Genomic DNA, 15,627 nt, shown 5'->3' with positions numbered 1-15,627 from the left:
TAATATTACTGTTAATTTATGGTGAAATAACTGTTGTGAACTTTGCTATCAGCCGCAGGGGGCTTGCTGCGCCTGCGGTTGTTCTGCGGCGTGCCTCGCAACTTTGATTTTCCCATCTGACAGAAATAGCCCCGGATGATAAAGTGCCGTCACTGTTAATAATTATCTCAGCGCTCTTTATAACGGATGTCACGATGCAGTTTCGACCCTCTTTCCAGATAAAGCTTTTTATTTATCTTGTGGTTTTATTCGTCACGCTGTTTTCAATAGTGGGTGTTTATTACTATCACGATATTGAACGTCAGTTATATGAAGATATGGGTGTGCGTGCAAAAGTACAGGCAGAAGAAATTGCACTTATACCGTCGTTAATTACCGCAGTGGAAAATAAGGATGTTTCTGCAATTAACAGACTGATGAGGAATATATCCGCGCACAGTGACGCGAGTTATATGGTGATTGGTGACGGAAAAGCGATGCATCTTTTCCATTCCATTTATGCCGATCGCGTGGGTAAGGCGCTGGTCGGCGACGACAACGTCGATGTGCTGGCGGGTAAAAGCAGCACCACTGTGCGCCTCGGCGGTATCGGCCTGTCGCTGCGCAGCAAAGCGCCGATTTTAAATGCGCAGGGCCACGTCATCGGCATCGTCTCTGTGGGATATCTGACCAGCCACATTAATACGCTGACCGTCGAGAAAGCCATCCGTATTCTGGTGGCCGCCGCGACGCTCCTGCTGGCGCTGTTTACCTTCTCGTGGTTTTTCTCGCGCTCGATTAAAAAGCAGATGTTTTCGCTGGAGCCACGAGAAATCGGTCTGCTGGTTCGTCAGCAAAAAGCGCTGATGGAATCCATTTATGAAGGCGTGATCGCCATTGACGGGCAGTCGCGTATTGCCGTGATTAATCAGGCGGCGAAAAAACTGCTGAATCTGGACACACCCTCGCGGGAACTGCGCGGAAAACCGCTGGAAGAGGTGATTGTGCCGGTCAGCTTTTTTGATCGTCAGGTCATGCTGGAGAAAGATATTCACGATGAAATCTGCCTGTTCAACAACCTGACAGTGGTCGCCAGCCGTGTGCGGATCATGCTGGAAGACCAGCTTCAGGGCTGGGTGATTACCTTCCGGGATTGCAGCGACATCGATCGCCTGAGCATTCAGCTCAGTCAGGTGCAGCGCTACGCCGATAACCTGCGGGTGATGCGCCATGAGCAGCTGAACTGGACGGCAACGCTGGCCGGGCTGTTACACATGGGTCGTTACGATGAGGCGATCCGGTATATCGAAGCGCAATCGGAAAGTGCGCAGGAACTGCTGGATTTTGTCTCGGCGCGGTTTTGTTCGCCCAGACTGTGCGGATTGCTGCTGGGGAAATATGCGCGTGCGCGTGAAAAGGGCGTAGAACTGGCCTTCGATCCGGCGTGTGAATTAACGCATTTGCCTCCGACGCTGAGTGAAACAGAGCTGATGTCGGTTATCGGTAACCTGCTGGATAACGCCATCGAAGCCACCCTGCTGCGCGGCGAAAATGCCGGGCCGGTTGAGGTATACATCGTTTCCGCCCGCGCGGATCTGGTGATCGAAGTCGCCGATCAGGGCGTCGGTATTGCACCGGAGCGGCGCGAGCAGATTTTCTCGCTCGGTGTGACGTCCAAACGGGAAGGGGATCACGGGCTGGGGCTGCATCTGGTTGCCAGCTATGTCAGCCACGCGGGTGGCACCATTGAAGTTTCTGATAACTCCCCGACAGGTTCTGTTTTCTCTGTCTTCATACCTGACGGGCTGCCGGTCCATTCAACCGGAACAACGGGAAAAGCATAAATGATTCAAGCTGAAATGATTGACGTAATGATTGTGGAAGATGAAAACCAGCTGGCGCAGCTTTACGCCGAGCTTATCGATAATCACCGCTGGCTGCGGCTGGTGGGGATGGCCTCCACGCTGCGGGAAGCGAAGATGCTGATTGAGGAAAAGCGGCCGCAGCTGTTGCTGCTGGATAACTATTTGCCGGACGGACAGGGGATTTCCCTGCTTGAAAATGATGTGCTGAAGAAAACGAATTGCTCGGTGATTTTTATCACGGCGGCCAGCGACATGAACACGTGCAGTCAGGCGATTCGTTCTGGCGCGTTTGATTACATTCTCAAACCGGTGTCCTGGAACCGTCTGCAACAATCGCTGGAGCGGTTCATTCAGTTCAGCCAGACGCAGCGGGCGTGGAAAGTGGTCGATCAGCAAAACGTCGACAGTCTCTATCAGCTACAGGCCAAAGACTTCACGCCCAGGGCCGGAAACAAAGGCATCGAAGAGAACACGCTGAATCTGGTAGAAGCGATTTTTATACAGGATGCCGGGCGCTGTTATTCGGTCGATGAAGTGGTCAGTGAAACGAAGTTAAGCAAAACCACCGCCCGCCGGTATCTCGAGCATTGCGTTCAGAAAGGGGATTTGCGGGTGGAAATGCTGTACGGAAAAATCGGGCATCCCCGCCGGATGTACCGGCGGGCGTAACGCAGGGCTTTATTGCGTTTTTTTCTCTCTCGGGTATTTCCACAACCAGCGGCCGCTCGCCATACGCCAGTAGAAAAAGATACCGCGTACGATCCAGTCGAGGAACATCCCGAGCCAGATACCCACGACGCCGAAATTAAGCACGATACCGAGGAAGTAGCCCACTACGATGCGACAGCCCCACATGCCGACCATGGAAACGTACATGGTGAAACGGGCATCGCGCGCGCCTTTCAGCCCGGCAGGCAACACCCAGGAGGCGGCCCAGAATGGCATAAAGGCGGCGTTCAGCCAGATCAGGATTTTTACGACGTCGATAACGTCCTGTTCATTGGTGTAGAACCGCGCCAGAAGCCCGGCGAACGGCACAGACATAAAGGCCAGCACGCAAAGCCCGAAAGTCGATAACCAGAAAATATGCCGCAGCTGGCGTTCGGACTGGGCGATTTGCCCTTTGCCCAGACGGGTGCCGACAATAATCGTTGAGGCCGACCCTAAGGCGTTCCCCGGCAGGTTAATCAGGGCGGCAATCGAGAAGGCGATGAAGTTACCGGCAATCACGTTGGTGCCCATGCCCGCCACAAACACCTGCGTCAGTAATTTGCCGCCGTTGAACAGTACGGATTCAATACTGGCCGGAATACCGATGCCCAGCACTTCGCGCAGAATGTTGGTATTGAGTGGCAGAAAGTAACTTTTGAGGGAGATTTTCAGCGACGGGTTAAAGCCGATCATCAGGACAAAAATGACCGCCACGGCACCGATATAACGGGAAATCGTCAGCCCCAGACCGGCACCGATAAAGCCGAAACCCTGCCAGCCGAAGCAGCCGTAAATGAGCACGCTGCTGATGACCAGATTGAGGATGTTCATGCCGCCGTTGAGCAGCATCGGGATCTTGGTATTACCGGCACCGCGCAGGGCACCGGAACCGATCAGCGCAATGGCAGCGGCCGGATAACTCCAGCTGCTCATCTGAAGATAAGAAAGTGCCATTTCTTTCACTTCAGGTTCAGCGTTACCGGCAATCATGTCGATAATGACATGCCCGGAAAACTGAAGCAGCACCGCCAGAAGCACGGCGAAAACGGTCATGATCGCCAGTGACTGGCGGGCGGCCGCGCGGGCGCGTTCGTGGTCAAGTTTGCCCAGGCTGAATGCAACGACAACGGTGGTTCCCAGATCGACCGCGGCGAAGAAAGAGATGACCACCATGTTAAAACTGTCGGCCAGCCCGACACCGGCCATCGCTTCTTTACCCAGCCAGCTGACGAGGAACGTGCTCAACACGCCCATTAACAGAACGCAGGCATTCTCAAAGAAAATTGGTACTGCGAGGGGCGTTATTTCACGCCAGAACAACGTACGGTATGAACGCCGTTTCGGATACCAGGGCGTGCGCTCGATGGCTTTGCGCAAAGAGACGATGACGTTTTGCAAGAGAATTCCAGGGTGACAGAAAGTAGAACAGCGTTTTAATTTATGATGGTAAAAGACTTCGCATTATGCAAAGTCTTTTTCATCCAAAGCTCTAATTAAATTGTTAAAAAAGAATTAACGGAAAGGCGGTTCGTTAAAGGTACGTAATTTGCGTGAATGCAGATGATCGCCCTCGGCGCGCAGCAGGTCGATGGCGCAGATGCCGATTTGCAGATGTTCCGAGATAGCGCCTTCGTAAAATTTATTAGCCTGTCCCGGCAGCTTGATTTCGCCGTGCAAAGGCTTATCAGAAACGCACAACAACGTGCCGTATGGCACACGGAAGCGGTAGCCTTGCGCGGCAATGGTGGCGCTTTCCATATCAACGGCCACGGCGCGGCTGAGGTTAAACCGCAGCGCAGACGCCGCATAACGCAGTTCCCAGTTCCGGTCGTCGGTCGTCACCACGGTGCCGGTACGCAGACGTTGTTTGACTTCTTCGCCCGGCATTCCGCTCATCATTTTTGTGGCGTCATACAGCGCGCGCTGCACTTCGGCGATGCTTGGGATCGGGATGTCCGGCGGTAACACGGCGTCGAGAACATGGTCGTCACGCAAATAAGCGTGTGCCAGCACGTAGTCGCCGATAGACTGCGTTTCGCGCAGCCCGCCGCAGTGACCAATCATCAGCCAGACGTGCGGACGCAGCACGGCAAGGTGGTCGCAGATGGTTTTTGCATTCGCCGGGCCAACGCCAATATTGACCAGCGTAATGCCTGCACCGTCGCGGGCAATCAGGTGATAGGCGGGCATCTGGTGTTTTTTCCACGCCAGATCAGAAACGGCCTGCTCCGGGTTTTGCGTCTCAGCGGTGATAAATACGCTGCCTGCGCAAGCCAGCGCTTCATACGGGCTTTCAGGGTCGGCGATTTGCGCGCACGCCCAGCTCACGAACTCATCGACATAACGGGTGTAGTTGGTGAATAACACATAAGGCTGGAAATGCTCGATCAGCGTGCCCGTGTAATGGCGCAGACGGGCCAGCGAGAAGTCGGCGCGCAGCGCATTAAAATGCGAAAGCGGGAAAGTATCGCCGGGATATTGCAGGCCGTCCGCGGTTTCATCGCCAATCTGCGAAAGTTCGGTGGTCGGGAAATGTTTTGCCAGCCCGGCACTCATTGAGCGATCCAGCATCAGATCTGAACCGTCGATCACGTAGGAATAGGGGATTTCCTGTTGTGACGGCACGACTTCAATCAGCGCGTCATATTCTTCTTCGAGCAGGGAAAGCTGTTCCAGCAGGTAATCGCGAAACAGTTCGGGATGGGTGATGGTATTGGCATAACGCCCGGGATGTGAAAAACGTCCATAGGCGCGGGTCGGGTTTTTCGCGGGCGTGACGCCGTCCCAGCTGACGCGCAGTTCCGGGTAAACAAACAGCCCGGCAGCTCTGGCCGCAACATCCGGCAGCTTACCCTGAACGATGAAATCTTTAATCGCATCCCGCAGGGCGGCAACAGAGTTGTTGTACATCTCCTCGAGCTTATCAATCGCCTGTGCGGAGGTGAGGGATTTGTTATCCATACGTTTTTCCTTTGTGCTTCGTTCATCATCATTCTTTCTAAATATGGCTTGTCTGGCCGGAGCCGCCAATGTTTTATTGGAGCGCGGCGGCCGGATGATGATTTTATGAGCGCATGAAGTGAGCATGAAAGGAAACGTCAGAATCTGAACCGGAGAAGCCCGCCAGTTTCCCGGCGGGCAAGATGCAAAGTTTTCGCCGGTGTTTACCCGGCCTGCGGGCGGATCACGCGTTTTTGCGCCATGTCGAGCGTCAGCCCGTCGCCGGGAATAATATTTTTCAGTGCGTCATATTGCTGGCAGAGAAACGCGATACCGGCCTCGCGGGCAATAATCGCGCTGTGGGAAACATCGCTTCCCGCGCGCAGGCAAATGCCTTTTATCTGCTGCGCATCGAGCTGCAAAACCGTTGAAGGGAAAATGTCGTCGGCGATAAGAATCGCAGGCCAGCTGATGGCCGGTTGCGCGACGGATTTGCCTGCCAGATGCGCCAGCGTGCGGTTTCGCAAATCTTCGATATCGATATAACGCGCCTGTAAATAGCTGTCGTTGAGCTGTCGGTATTGTTTACTCAGGCCGGTCATGACCGAATCCCACGCCCACGAGGCGCTGCAATATTTCTCGCTGATGATCCGGCACGCTTCTTCATACAAATCTGCATCATCGAGCAGCATGTGATGGCCGGAAAATATGGCGGCAATATCGGCGGAGTATTTTTCTTCGGCCATGACGGTGAGCACGTTCAGGTCATCCAGCGTCAGTTCGATGGCGCGCATTAAATTGCGCTGTTCCTGCAAGACGTCCGTGCAGGGTTGCAGGCCGGGAAGCTGATGCGGTAAATCCCACAACACGGCGCTGCCCTCCACGCGGGTAAGAAGAGGTGCAGGCGCAGGGTTTTCTGCTTTCGCGATCTCCGCGCTTTCGCCAAAATCTTCGGCTGCCAGCGCGGTAAATGCGGCCAGCGCAGCGTCTGCCTGTGGTCCGCGTGCCAGCAAAGTCAGCGGGTCATTGCAACGCACCTGCAACAGGGCAATCTGGTTGATGTTGTCCGGCGTTGCCCGTTTTCCGTCTTTCTCCAGAACCAGTTCGGCATCAAAGCCGGAAAGCGCGGCAACCAGACGCGAGGCAGGGCGCACATGCAAACCGTTAGGATTTCTGATCATCACCGACGCCGACCGCACGTCACGATCATCGGCAAAAGAGGCCACCACCGGCGATGACGGTGTGTGCGGCGGTAAACCCAGTTGTACGCGTTTTGCCTCCAGGGCGTTCATCGCGTCGTTAATCACTTTGTCGATACCGGCACCGGCCGCCGCGCTGACCGTGGCGGCCAGGGTTCCTTCGACCAGCGGTGCTGCGCACAGCCGGACTTTGGCGGCAATTGCCGGATCGAGTAAATCCAGCGCAGTTTCTGCACTGAGCAGCGCGCTGCCAATGTCCATCATCACCAGCACATGATCGGTATCGGCGACGGACTCAATGGCTTCCATCACTTTAATCGGGTCCGTACCAATCGGATTATCCACATCGTCAATGCCCGCAGCGATGGCCAGTTTGCAGCCATCGCCCGATAACATCTGCCGCGCCAGTTCTCCAACGCCATTGCCCAGTTGGGCACTATGAGAAACGATCACCAGGTTTACCATCGCGTTTTCCTTACTCTTTGGCTGCCGCTGCCAGCATCTGAATCATGAACATCACCGAGGTGGCACCCGGATCCTGATGGCCGATGCTGCGCTCGCCCAGATAGCTGGCGCGACCTTTGCGCGCCTGCATGGTAATGGTGGCATGCGCGGCGGCTTCGGCCCGTTCACTGGCCGCATCCAGCGCGGCGGTGACAGACAAATGCTGCCCGCTTGACTGACGCAGTGAATCGACCACCGGCAGCCAGACGTCGCACATGGTTTTATCGCCGGGCTCGGCCTTGCCGCGGCTGATGACGCCTTCTGCACCTTCGCGGATCATCTCGCACAGTTCTTCCAGCGTCAGGCTTTGGTGCGCCTGCGTTACCGTCGCGGCGCGGATAAAGAACGTCCCGAGCAGCGGGCCGCTGGCACCGCCGACGTTGGACAGCAGCGTCATGCCGGTGTTTTTGAGAATGAAACCAATGTCTTTGTCGGCAATAGACGGCAGTTTTTCCACCACTTTGCTGAACCCCCGGTGCATGTTCAGGCCGTGATCGGCGTCGCCTATTTCCTTATCCAGCCCGGTCAGAAAGTCACTTTCCTTGGTGAAAATATCCCCGCAGCGGTAGAGCCAGTTGACGATTTGCGTTCTGTTCAGTGACATGTGTTGCTCCTTATTTTCCCCAGTTCAGGCCGGGGGTATGCACCGGCGCATCCCATAATGCGAGCGTGTCGTTATCGACTTTCAGCAGCGTGATGGAAAATCCTGCCATATCCAGAGACGTGCAGTACGCACCAACCAGGTTGCGTTCGATGGTGATACCGGTTTGCTGGCAGCGTTGTTCGAGGCGGTTATAAACACCATAAAGTTCAGACAGCGGGGTCGCACCCAGATTATTGACCAGCGCAATCACGCGGTCTCCGTTGCCCAGCGCCTGTTTACCTTGCTGGACATCCTGCCAGCTGCCTTGCGCGGTATCCCACTGGCGCAGCGTGCGGCTGTAAGTGCCGTTTTCCAGCAGCGTGTCGAACATTTCATCCACGGTCTGATCGAGCGAACTGAAGCGGCGGCGGTCGATGCCCGGTTCGCCGTGAATACCGACGCCGAATTCCATTTCGTCATCTTTGAGCGTGAAAGAGGGTTGTCCGGCGGCAGGCACGGTGCAGGCACCGAGTGCGATGCCAATGGAATGACCGAGGTTATTGAGTTTTCGACCCAGTACGGCGCAGGCCTCCAGCGAATCACCGCGTTCAGCAGCGGCACCCACCAGTTTCTCGATAAGCACGGTATTGGCTACGCCGCGGCGTCCGGCGGTGTACAGGCTGTCTTTTACCGCGACATCATCATCCACCACCACAGTGGAGACTTTTACGCCGCTTTCGTGCAGCAGTTCAGTGGCAGTTTCGAAATTAAGAATGTCGCCGGTGTAGTTTTTGATGATCAGCAGAACGCCTTCGCCGCCGTCGATATGCATGGCGCATTCGAACATTTTGTCCGGCGTCGGCGAGGTGAAGATTTCACCGGGGCAGGCGCCAGACAACATTCCGTGGCCGATAAAACCGCAGTGCATCGGTTCGTGACCGCTGCCGCCACCGGAGAGCAACGCCACTTTTCCGGCCACGGGCGCATCGGCGCGGGTGACATAAACAGGATCCTGGTGAAGTGTCAGTTCCGGGTGGGCCTTTGCCAGCCCGTTCAATTGTTCACTCAGCACATCTTCTACACGGTTAATGAGCTTTTTCATTATTCGTACTCCGTCGGAGGTTATCTGAAGCTGCCCCTTATAGGCGGTGGCAGTCATCGTGCGTAGGGTTACCGGTCATTGTCACCTGGCCGGTAGAGTGATTCTGGATGAGTTAGCGGCAAAAAGAATTTCGGAAAAATGAGTTCCAATACGGAACATGAATCAGAGGTTTTTGTTTCTAAATGGAACGTTTTGGAAAGGAAAAAACCGAAACTGGGACACAGCGCTATTTTCTGACGGCCATTCACGGCAAAGATAGAACCCCGACAGACAGTTTTTTGCGCCTGCACTGCGATTCTCAGCACGACAGGCTGTTTAGTTGTTTTGCTGTGGTGAATGATTTTGAAGAAAACGGCAGACAGCGATCGCAATCCGCACTGTTTTTATGGCTTTACGTTTCATTATGAAACGCGTTGTTTTTCACAAGGTTTCAAATCAGAACATAAACGCGAAAGATTTATTTGTGCTTCGCGAGTCCTAGAGTGATTGCATCACGTCGGGACAACATTTCGCGCCGCAGGTTATTGAAAGCAGAGCGGAACGTAAACCGGCGACATTCTGCAAACATGGACTATCTGAGGGCGAAAACAATGCTGAAAGTAATTCAATCTCCGGCCAAATATCTTCAGGGCGCTGACGCGTCTGCGTCATTCGGGCAATACGCTAAAAATCTGGCGGAGAGCTATTTCGTGATTGCTGACGACTTCGTGATGAAGCTCGCCGGGGACAAAGTGATTAACGGCCTGCACGATTACGGCGTCAGCAGCCACGCGGAACGCTTTAAAGGTGAATGCAGCCACGCCGAAATTAAGCGCCTGATTGCCATCCTGAAACAAAAGGGATGTCAGGGTGTGGTCGGTATCGGCGGCGGCAAAACGCTGGATACGGCAAAAGCCATCGGCTATTACCAGAAATTGCCGGTGATTGTTGTGCCGACGATTGCGTCAACGGATGCGCCGACCAGCGCACTGTCCGTGATTTACACCGAAGCGGGTGAGTTTGAAGAGTATCTGGTTTACCCGAAAAACCCCGACATGGTGGTGATGGATACCACGATTATCGCGAAAGCGCCGGTGCGTTTGCTGGTCGCCGGAATGGGCGATGCGCTGTCGACCTGGTTTGAAGCCAAAGCCTGTTACGACTCCCGCGCCACCAGCATGGCGGGCGGCCAATCCACGGTGGCGGCGCTCAGCCTGGCGCGTTTGTGCTTCGATACGCTGCTGGCGGAAGGCGAAAAAGCCCGGCTGGCCTGCGATGCTGATGTTGTCACTGAGGCGCTGGAACGCATTGTTGAAGCCAATACCTATCTTAGTGGCATCGGTTTTGAAAGCAGCGGGCTGGCAGCGGCGCACGCAATCCACAACGGATTCACAATTCTGGAAGAGTGCCATCATCTTTATCACGGCGAAAAAGTGGCGTTTGGCACATTGTCGCAACTGGTGCTGCAAAACAGTCCGATGGACGAAATCGAAACCGTTCTCGGTTTTTGCCACAAGGTCGGGTTACCGGTGACGCTGGGCGAAATGGGCGTGAAAGAGGGGATTGAAGCGAAGATTATGGCGGTGGCGCAGGCGACCTGTGCGGAAGGGGAAACCATTCACAACATGCCTTTCCTGGTTTCGCCGGACAGCGTTTACGCCGCTATCGTGACCGCAGATAAACTGGGGCAACAGTGGCTGGCGCGCTGAATCGCCGCGAATAACTGATCTGACCGTTCATCTGCGGCATAACGTTTCCCCTCTGACTCGGCGATAAATGCGCATCAGAGGGGTTTTTTATGACACATAAAACGGAAAAGGTTATGACAAGCCGGGAACAGGATGTGGAAAAAGAAGAAGTCTCTTCGCTTATCGCGCGGTCATGGCAACGCTGCGACCGGTTTATGCAGCGCGAAACCTGGCAGCCGCCGCATCAGGCGCAGGGGCTGACGTTTGAATCGATTTGCCGTCGCAAAACTACGCTGCTGACTATCGGCCAGGCAGCGCTGGAAGATGCCTGGGAATACATGAACAACCGGCCCTGCGCGCTGCTGATTCTGGATGAATCGGCCTGTATTCTCTGCTGCTGCGGTGACCCATACACGCTGGCGCAGCTGGCCGGTTTAGGCTTTCTGGCAGGCAGTTATTGTGCCGAAAGTATTATCGGAAGCTGCGCGTTATCGCTGGCGGCGCTGCTCGGGCAGCCGGTCAGAACCCATGGCGCTCAGCATTTTAAACAGGCGCTTCACCCGTGGTCGTTCAGTACCACGCCGGTGTTTGATAACCACGGGCGGCTTTCGGGTTCGATTTCCCTTTGCTGCCTGAATGAGCAGCAGGCGTCGTCTGATTTGTCCCTGACGCTGGCGGTCGCGCGCGAAGTAGGCAATTCACTCATCACCGACAGCCTGCTGGCGGAATCCAACCGGCATCTTAATCAGATGTACGGTCTGCTGGAAAGCATGGACGATGGAGTAATGGCGTGGAACGAGCAGGGCGTTTTGCAGTTTCTGAATGTTCAGGCCGCGACGCTTTTGCATCTGGATGCGCAGGTCAGCCAGGGGAAAAATCTCAGCGAGCTGGTGACGCTGCCCGCGTTGTTGCGCCGCGCCATCAAACACGCACGCGGGCTTAACCACACCGAAGTGACGTTCGAGAGCCAGCATCAGTTTATCGACGCCGTGATTACCCTTAAACCGATCGTTGAAGAGCAGGGCATCAGCTTTATTATGCTGCTGCATCCTGTGGAACAGATGCGTCAGCTGATGACCAGCCAGCTCGGCAAAGTCAGCTACACGTTTGAGCAGATGTCCGCCGACGATCAGGAATCGCGCCGGTTAATTCATTTCGGGCGGCAGGCAGCGCGGGGCAGTTTTCCGGTGCTGTTATGCGGGGAAGAGGGCGTGGGCAAAGAGCTGCTCAGTCAGGCTATTCACAATGAAAGCGAATGCGCCGGCGGCCCGTATATTGCGGTGAACTGTCAGCTTTATGCCGACAGCGCGCTGGGGCAGGATTTCATGGGCAATGCGCCCACCGATGATGCTAAAGGGCGGCTCAGCCGTCTGGAACTGGCCAACGGCGGCACGTTATTTCTGGAAAAAATTGAGTATCTGGCGCCGGAGTTACAGTCGGGTTTGTTGCAGGTGATCAAGCAGGGTGTCCTGACGCGGCTGGACGCGCGGCGGCTGATCCCGGTGAACGTCAAAGTGATTGCCACGACGACGGTGGATCTTTCCGCGCTGGTCGAACAAAACCGCTTCAGCCGTCAGCTTTATTACGCGCTGCATTCTTTTGAGATTGTCATCCCGCCGCTGCGGGCGAGGCGCAGCAGCATTCCGTCGCTGGTACATAACCGGCTGCACAGCCTTGAAAAACGCTTTACGTCGAAACTGAAAGTTGATGACGACGCGCTGGCACAGCTGGTGGCGTACTCCTGGCCGGGCAATGATTTTGAGCTTAACAGCGTTATCGAAAATATCGCTATCAGCAGTGAAAATGGCCGTATCCGCCTGAGTCATCTGCCGGAATACTTATTTTCTGAACGTCCGGCGGGCGAGAATCCGTCCACGCTGATGCCAGCCAGCCTCACGTTTTCTTCCATCGAGAAAGAGGCCATTATCCACGCCGCCCGCGTCACCAGCGGCCGTGTCCGGGAAATGTCTCAGCTTTTAAACATCGGGCGAACCACGTTATGGCGGAAAATGAAGCAATACGAGATCGATGCCAGCCAGTTTAAACGCAGTCATTCGAACTGATTGCGGCTAAATTTGCAGGTATAATCCAGGAAATTATTCAACGGATTTAGAAACGAAGATGACAAAACTCACCTTACAAGAGCAGCTGCTGAAAGCGGGACTGGTAACCTCCAAGAAAATGGATAAAGTCCAGAGAACGGCCAAAAAGTCACGCGTTCAGTCGCGTGAGGCCAGAGCGGCTGTGGAAGAAAACAAAAAAGCCCAGCTTGAGCGTGACAAGCAGCTTAACGAACAGCAAAAACAAGCGGCTTTGTCGAAAGAACATAAAGCGCAGGTGAAACAGCTGATTGAGATGAACCGTATCGACATTTCTAAAGGCGATATCGGCTTTAACTTCACCGATAATAATCTGATTAAAAAGGTTTTTGTCGATAAGACAACGCAGGCTCAGCTGATCAGCGGCCGTCTGGCGATTGCGCGTCTGGTCACGGAGAGCAATGGTGAGAGCCAGTACGCGATTATCCCCGCCAGCGTCGCGGATAAAATTGCACAGCGTGACGCCAGCAGCATCGTCTTAAACAGCACGCTGAGCCAGGAAGAGCAGGACGAAGAAGATCCGTACGCTGATTTCAAAGTGCCTGATGATCTGATGTGGTAATCAGCTTCAGAACGGGCTGTTACACCGCGCGCTGACCGGTTTTCCGCTGACCGGGTGAACAAAATTCAGTTCACTCGCGTGCAGCATTAAGCGCGGTGTCTTTTCGGTGCCGGGCAGCAGAAGGCCGCCATACAGATCGCAGCCTAAAATAGGGTGGCCCAGTTGCTGGCAGTGGATGCGCAGCTGATGGGTTCGCCCGGTTTCCGGGGTCAGCTGCACCCGCGTCAGCGGCAGTAACGTTCCGTCTTCCCGTTTTTGCTCAAAGCGCTCAAGCACCCGATAGTGCGAGCGGGCGGGCTTTCCGCTGATTTCGCAAATTGACATCAGCGGGAACAGCGCCGGATCTTTAGCAATCGCTGCATCAATCACCCCTTCATTGTCCGCCACATATCCGCAGAGCAGCGCGACGTAGACTTTCGTGACCGTACGCTGGCTGAACTGCTGGCAAAGGGCGGCATTAATCGCCTTATTCCGCGCAATCACCATCAGCCCGGAAGTCCCGAAATCAAGACGATGCACCAGCGTGCAGCCGGGGAAAATCCTGACCAGCCGGTGATGTACGGAATCGAGGTTTTGCGGGTTTTTGCCCGACAGACTCAGCAACCCGGCAGGTTTATTGATCAGCGCCAGATGCTCGTCCTGAAAGAGGATTTCTATTTCGTCATGACACGGCGGGGCAACAAAAGTATCGATAATCGCGGACATCAGGCTAACCGAAGGGAAAGTGGGAGCGGATGATAACCAATTTTCAGCCCGCTGACGACCCGGCTGATCCGATGCAAAGCAAAACGCCCGCTCAGGTTTTCTAAGCGGGCGTTTTCAGATGCGATCTCAAATTCAGTGCGGCTTTGGCGACTTCATCAGTATCGCCGTCAGTGCCGAAAGCAGGCAGCCTGCCATCAGATAAATAGCCACAGAATGCCATTCACCACCGGAGAACGTCAGCAATGCGGCAGCAATAAACGGCGTGAAACCGCCACCCACCACGCTGGCAACCTGATACCCCACGCCCGCACCGCTGTAGCGATAACCGGCGCCAAACATTTCCGTAAACATCGGCTGTTGCACGCAAACCACCATGTCGTGGGCGATATTCGCCAGCAGCAGCGAGAAGATCACCACGCCCACAATTGAGCGCGCTTCCAGTGCCATAAAGAACGGGAAAGCGCTTAGCGCACCGACGATTGCGCCGGTAATGTAGATACGGCGTCGCCCGAACCGATCGGCCAGCCAGGCGAACATCGGGATGGTCAGGCAGCTCACACCGCCGATCAGCAGCCCGATATTCAGAAACAGTTCGCGTGACATCCCCAGATTATGCGTCGAATAGTTAAGCGCAAACGCGGTGACGATGTACATCGTCAGCAGTTCGCACAGGCGCAGGAGAATGATTTTCAAAAACGCGCCGGGGTGGCTGATTAGGGCTTCGAACACCGGCAGACGCTTTTTGGCCTGCTTCGGCTGTTCTGCCAGAGCACGTTCGAACTCGACGGACTCTTCCATACCGTTTCGTACCCACAGCGCGCCCAGAACCAGCACAATGCTGAACAGGAAAGGCAAACGCCAGCCCCAGCTGAGGAACTGCTCGTTGGTGGTCAGGCTGCTGATAAGTGAGACCAGCCCGGTAGACAGCAACAGGCCAACGCCATATCCCATCTGGATCCCGCTGCTGTAAAAAGCTTTCTTGCCGGAGGGCGCACTTTCAACGGCCAGCAGCGCGGCGCCGCCCCATTCACCGCCCACGGCAAACCCCTGAATAGCGCGCAGCGTGACCAGTAAAGCAGGTGCCCACCAGCCAATTGCAGAATACGACGGAAGAATACCAATACACGCAGTGGCGATGCCCATGATCCAGACGGTCATCATCAGCATGCGTTTACGGCCTAAGCGGTCGCCGAAATGACCGAAAACAATGCCGCCGAGGGGGCGGAATAAAAAGCCCACGCCAAAGGTTGCAAACGCCGCAAGCGTGCCCGTCGTCGGGTCGACCTGCGGAAAGAATTCGCTGTTAAACACCAGTGCCGCGGTAATGCCGTAGAGTAAAAAATCGAACCAGTCGACCACGGCCCCGGCAAAACTGCCCCAGGCAGCGCGGCGTGCGCGGTTAAGTGAAGGTATCTCCTTATCGGGGCGGGGAGTAATGAGCGTGGAGTCCATAGTTGTTCTGACCGTTCCTTAAATTTCTAAAATTTTTAGTTATTAAAATAGGCAAAAAGGTAATACGTCGTGCACAGCAAAAATCAGCCGCTGTTGAGACTACAGGGACAGCCGTCAGGTTAAAACGCTTTTGCAAAAACAGCAGGTTTGAAAGGGAGATTTAACTCAGGGAATGCGGATGCGCAGATAATTATCCGGCGGCGGAGGGCAATAAGCGATGATGCTGAGCGTGCGGATCCGCCCGAAAAACGGGGAAAAC

At 54.9% G+C, this 15,627-nt stretch carries 13 protein-coding genes; 6 read left to right on the top strand and 7 right to left on the bottom strand.

The features are described 5' to 3' along the window. The first annotated feature begins 194 nt into the window (after positions 1-194). Positions 195-1,823, top strand: coding sequence for a sensor histidine kinase (locus tag J1782_RS01070; protein ID WP_208950594.1), 1,629 nt, complete (start codon positions 195-197; stop codon positions 1,821-1,823). A gap of 3 nt (positions 1,824-1,826) precedes the next feature. Continuing rightward, positions 1,827-2,513, top strand: a complete 687-nt coding sequence (locus J1782_RS01065) for a response regulator (RefSeq protein ID WP_193333178.1) — start codon at positions 1,827-1,829, stop codon at positions 2,511-2,513. A 9-nt stretch (positions 2,514-2,522) separates the two neighbouring features. On the opposite strand, the gene J1782_RS01060 is transcribed toward J1782_RS01065, so the two are convergent. The 5 genes from J1782_RS01060 to dhaK form a co-directional block, all read right to left on the bottom strand. Further along, positions 2,523-3,953, bottom strand: a complete 1,431-nt coding sequence (locus J1782_RS01060; RefSeq protein ID WP_165058014.1) for an EmmdR/YeeO family multidrug/toxin efflux MATE transporter — start codon at positions 3,951-3,953, stop codon at positions 2,523-2,525. Between the two features lie 114 nt (positions 3,954-4,067). After that, positions 4,068-5,642: an AMP nucleosidase gene (locus J1782_RS01055; protein ID WP_255533945.1), complete on the bottom strand. Its 1,575-nt coding sequence runs from the start codon at positions 5,640-5,642 to the stop codon at positions 4,068-4,070. Positions 5,643-5,719: 77 nt separating this feature from the next. After that, on the bottom strand, positions 5,720-7,159 hold the full coding sequence (gene dhaM, locus J1782_RS01050; protein WP_165058012.1) for a dihydroxyacetone kinase phosphoryl donor subunit DhaM: 1,440 nt from the start codon (positions 7,157-7,159) through the stop codon (positions 5,720-5,722). 10 nt (positions 7,160-7,169) lie between these two features. Next, entirely contained in the window at positions 7,170-7,802 is a 633-nt protein-coding gene (gene dhaL, locus J1782_RS01045) for a dihydroxyacetone kinase subunit DhaL (RefSeq protein ID WP_217152171.1), read from the bottom strand. Positions 7,803-7,812: 10 nt separating this feature from the next. Further along, the gene (gene dhaK, locus J1782_RS01040) at positions 7,813-8,883 is read right to left on the bottom strand and encodes a dihydroxyacetone kinase subunit DhaK (protein ID WP_165058010.1); all 1,071 of its coding nucleotides are present in this window, start codon (positions 8,881-8,883) and stop codon (positions 7,813-7,815) included. 182 nt (positions 8,884-9,065) lie between these two features. On the opposite strand from dhaK, the gene J1782_RS01035 reads away from it, so the two are divergent. From J1782_RS01035 to J1782_RS01020, 4 genes are all read left to right on the top strand, one after another. After that, positions 9,066-9,290 (top strand): hypothetical protein, encoded by a 225-nt coding sequence (locus tag J1782_RS01035; protein WP_165058008.1) that lies wholly within the window; start codon positions 9,066-9,068, stop codon positions 9,288-9,290. A 183-nt stretch (positions 9,291-9,473) separates the two neighbouring features. Further along, positions 9,474-10,571 carry a glycerol dehydrogenase gene (locus J1782_RS01030; RefSeq protein ID WP_217152169.1) on the top strand — a complete coding sequence of 366 codons (1,098 nt, stop codon included), beginning with the start codon at positions 9,474-9,476 and terminating at the stop codon, positions 10,569-10,571. A 113-nt stretch (positions 10,572-10,684) separates the two neighbouring features. Next, positions 10,685-12,613 carry a dihydroxyacetone kinase operon transcriptional regulator DhaR gene (gene dhaR, locus J1782_RS01025; RefSeq protein ID WP_165058004.1) on the top strand — a complete coding sequence of 643 codons (1,929 nt, stop codon included), beginning with the start codon at positions 10,685-10,687 and terminating at the stop codon, positions 12,611-12,613. Between the two features lie 58 nt (positions 12,614-12,671). Further along, on the top strand, positions 12,672-13,211 hold the full coding sequence (locus J1782_RS01020; protein ID WP_165058002.1) for a DUF2058 domain-containing protein: 540 nt from the start codon (positions 12,672-12,674) through the stop codon (positions 13,209-13,211). Between the two features lie 6 nt (positions 13,212-13,217). On the opposite strand, the gene J1782_RS01015 is transcribed toward J1782_RS01020, so the two are convergent. Beyond that, positions 13,218-13,916, bottom strand: coding sequence for an RluA family pseudouridine synthase (locus J1782_RS01015; protein WP_208950592.1), 699 nt, complete (start codon positions 13,914-13,916; stop codon positions 13,218-13,220). A gap of 132 nt (positions 13,917-14,048) precedes the next feature. After that, positions 14,049-15,368 carry a shikimate transporter gene (gene shiA, locus J1782_RS01010; protein WP_165057999.1) on the bottom strand — a complete coding sequence of 440 codons (1,320 nt, stop codon included), beginning with the start codon at positions 15,366-15,368 and terminating at the stop codon, positions 14,049-14,051. Positions 15,369-15,627: the final 259 nt, after the last annotated feature.

Source organism: Rahnella sp. BCC 1045 (assembly GCF_019049615.1).
Lineage (GTDB): Bacteria > Pseudomonadota > Gammaproteobacteria > Enterobacterales > Enterobacteriaceae > Rahnella > Rahnella contaminans.
This window is presented reverse-complemented; position numbering and strand designations above follow the sequence as displayed.

Coding starts and splice junctions, on each gene's coding strand:
- dhaM (WP_165058012.1), bottom strand. CDS start 7,159: ATGGTAAACCTGGTGATCGTTTCTCATAGTGCCCAACTGGGCAATGGC.
- J1782_RS01070 (WP_208950594.1), top strand. CDS start 195: ATGCAGTTTCGACCCTCTTTCCAGATAAAGCTTTTTATTTATCTTGTG.
- shiA (WP_165057999.1), bottom strand. CDS start 15,368: ATGGACTCCACGCTCATTACTCCCCGCCCCGATAAGGAGATACCTTCA.
- J1782_RS01020 (WP_165058002.1), top strand. CDS start 12,672: ATGACAAAACTCACCTTACAAGAGCAGCTGCTGAAAGCGGGACTGGTA.
- J1782_RS01035 (WP_165058008.1), top strand. CDS start 9,066: ATGGAACGTTTTGGAAAGGAAAAAACCGAAACTGGGACACAGCGCTAT.
- dhaL (WP_217152171.1), bottom strand. CDS start 7,802: ATGTCACTGAACAGAACGCAAATCGTCAACTGGCTCTACCGCTGCGGG.
- dhaR (WP_165058004.1), top strand. CDS start 10,685: ATGACAAGCCGGGAACAGGATGTGGAAAAAGAAGAAGTCTCTTCGCTT.
- dhaK (WP_165058010.1), bottom strand. CDS start 8,883: ATGAAAAAGCTCATTAACCGTGTAGAAGATGTGCTGAGTGAACAATTG.
- J1782_RS01030 (WP_217152169.1), top strand. CDS start 9,474: ATGCTGAAAGTAATTCAATCTCCGGCCAAATATCTTCAGGGCGCTGAC.
- J1782_RS01015 (WP_208950592.1), bottom strand. CDS start 13,916: ATGTCCGCGATTATCGATACTTTTGTTGCCCCGCCGTGTCATGACGAA.
- J1782_RS01055 (WP_255533945.1), bottom strand. CDS start 5,642: ATGCTCACTTCATGCGCTCATAAAATCATCATCCGGCCGCCGCGCTCC.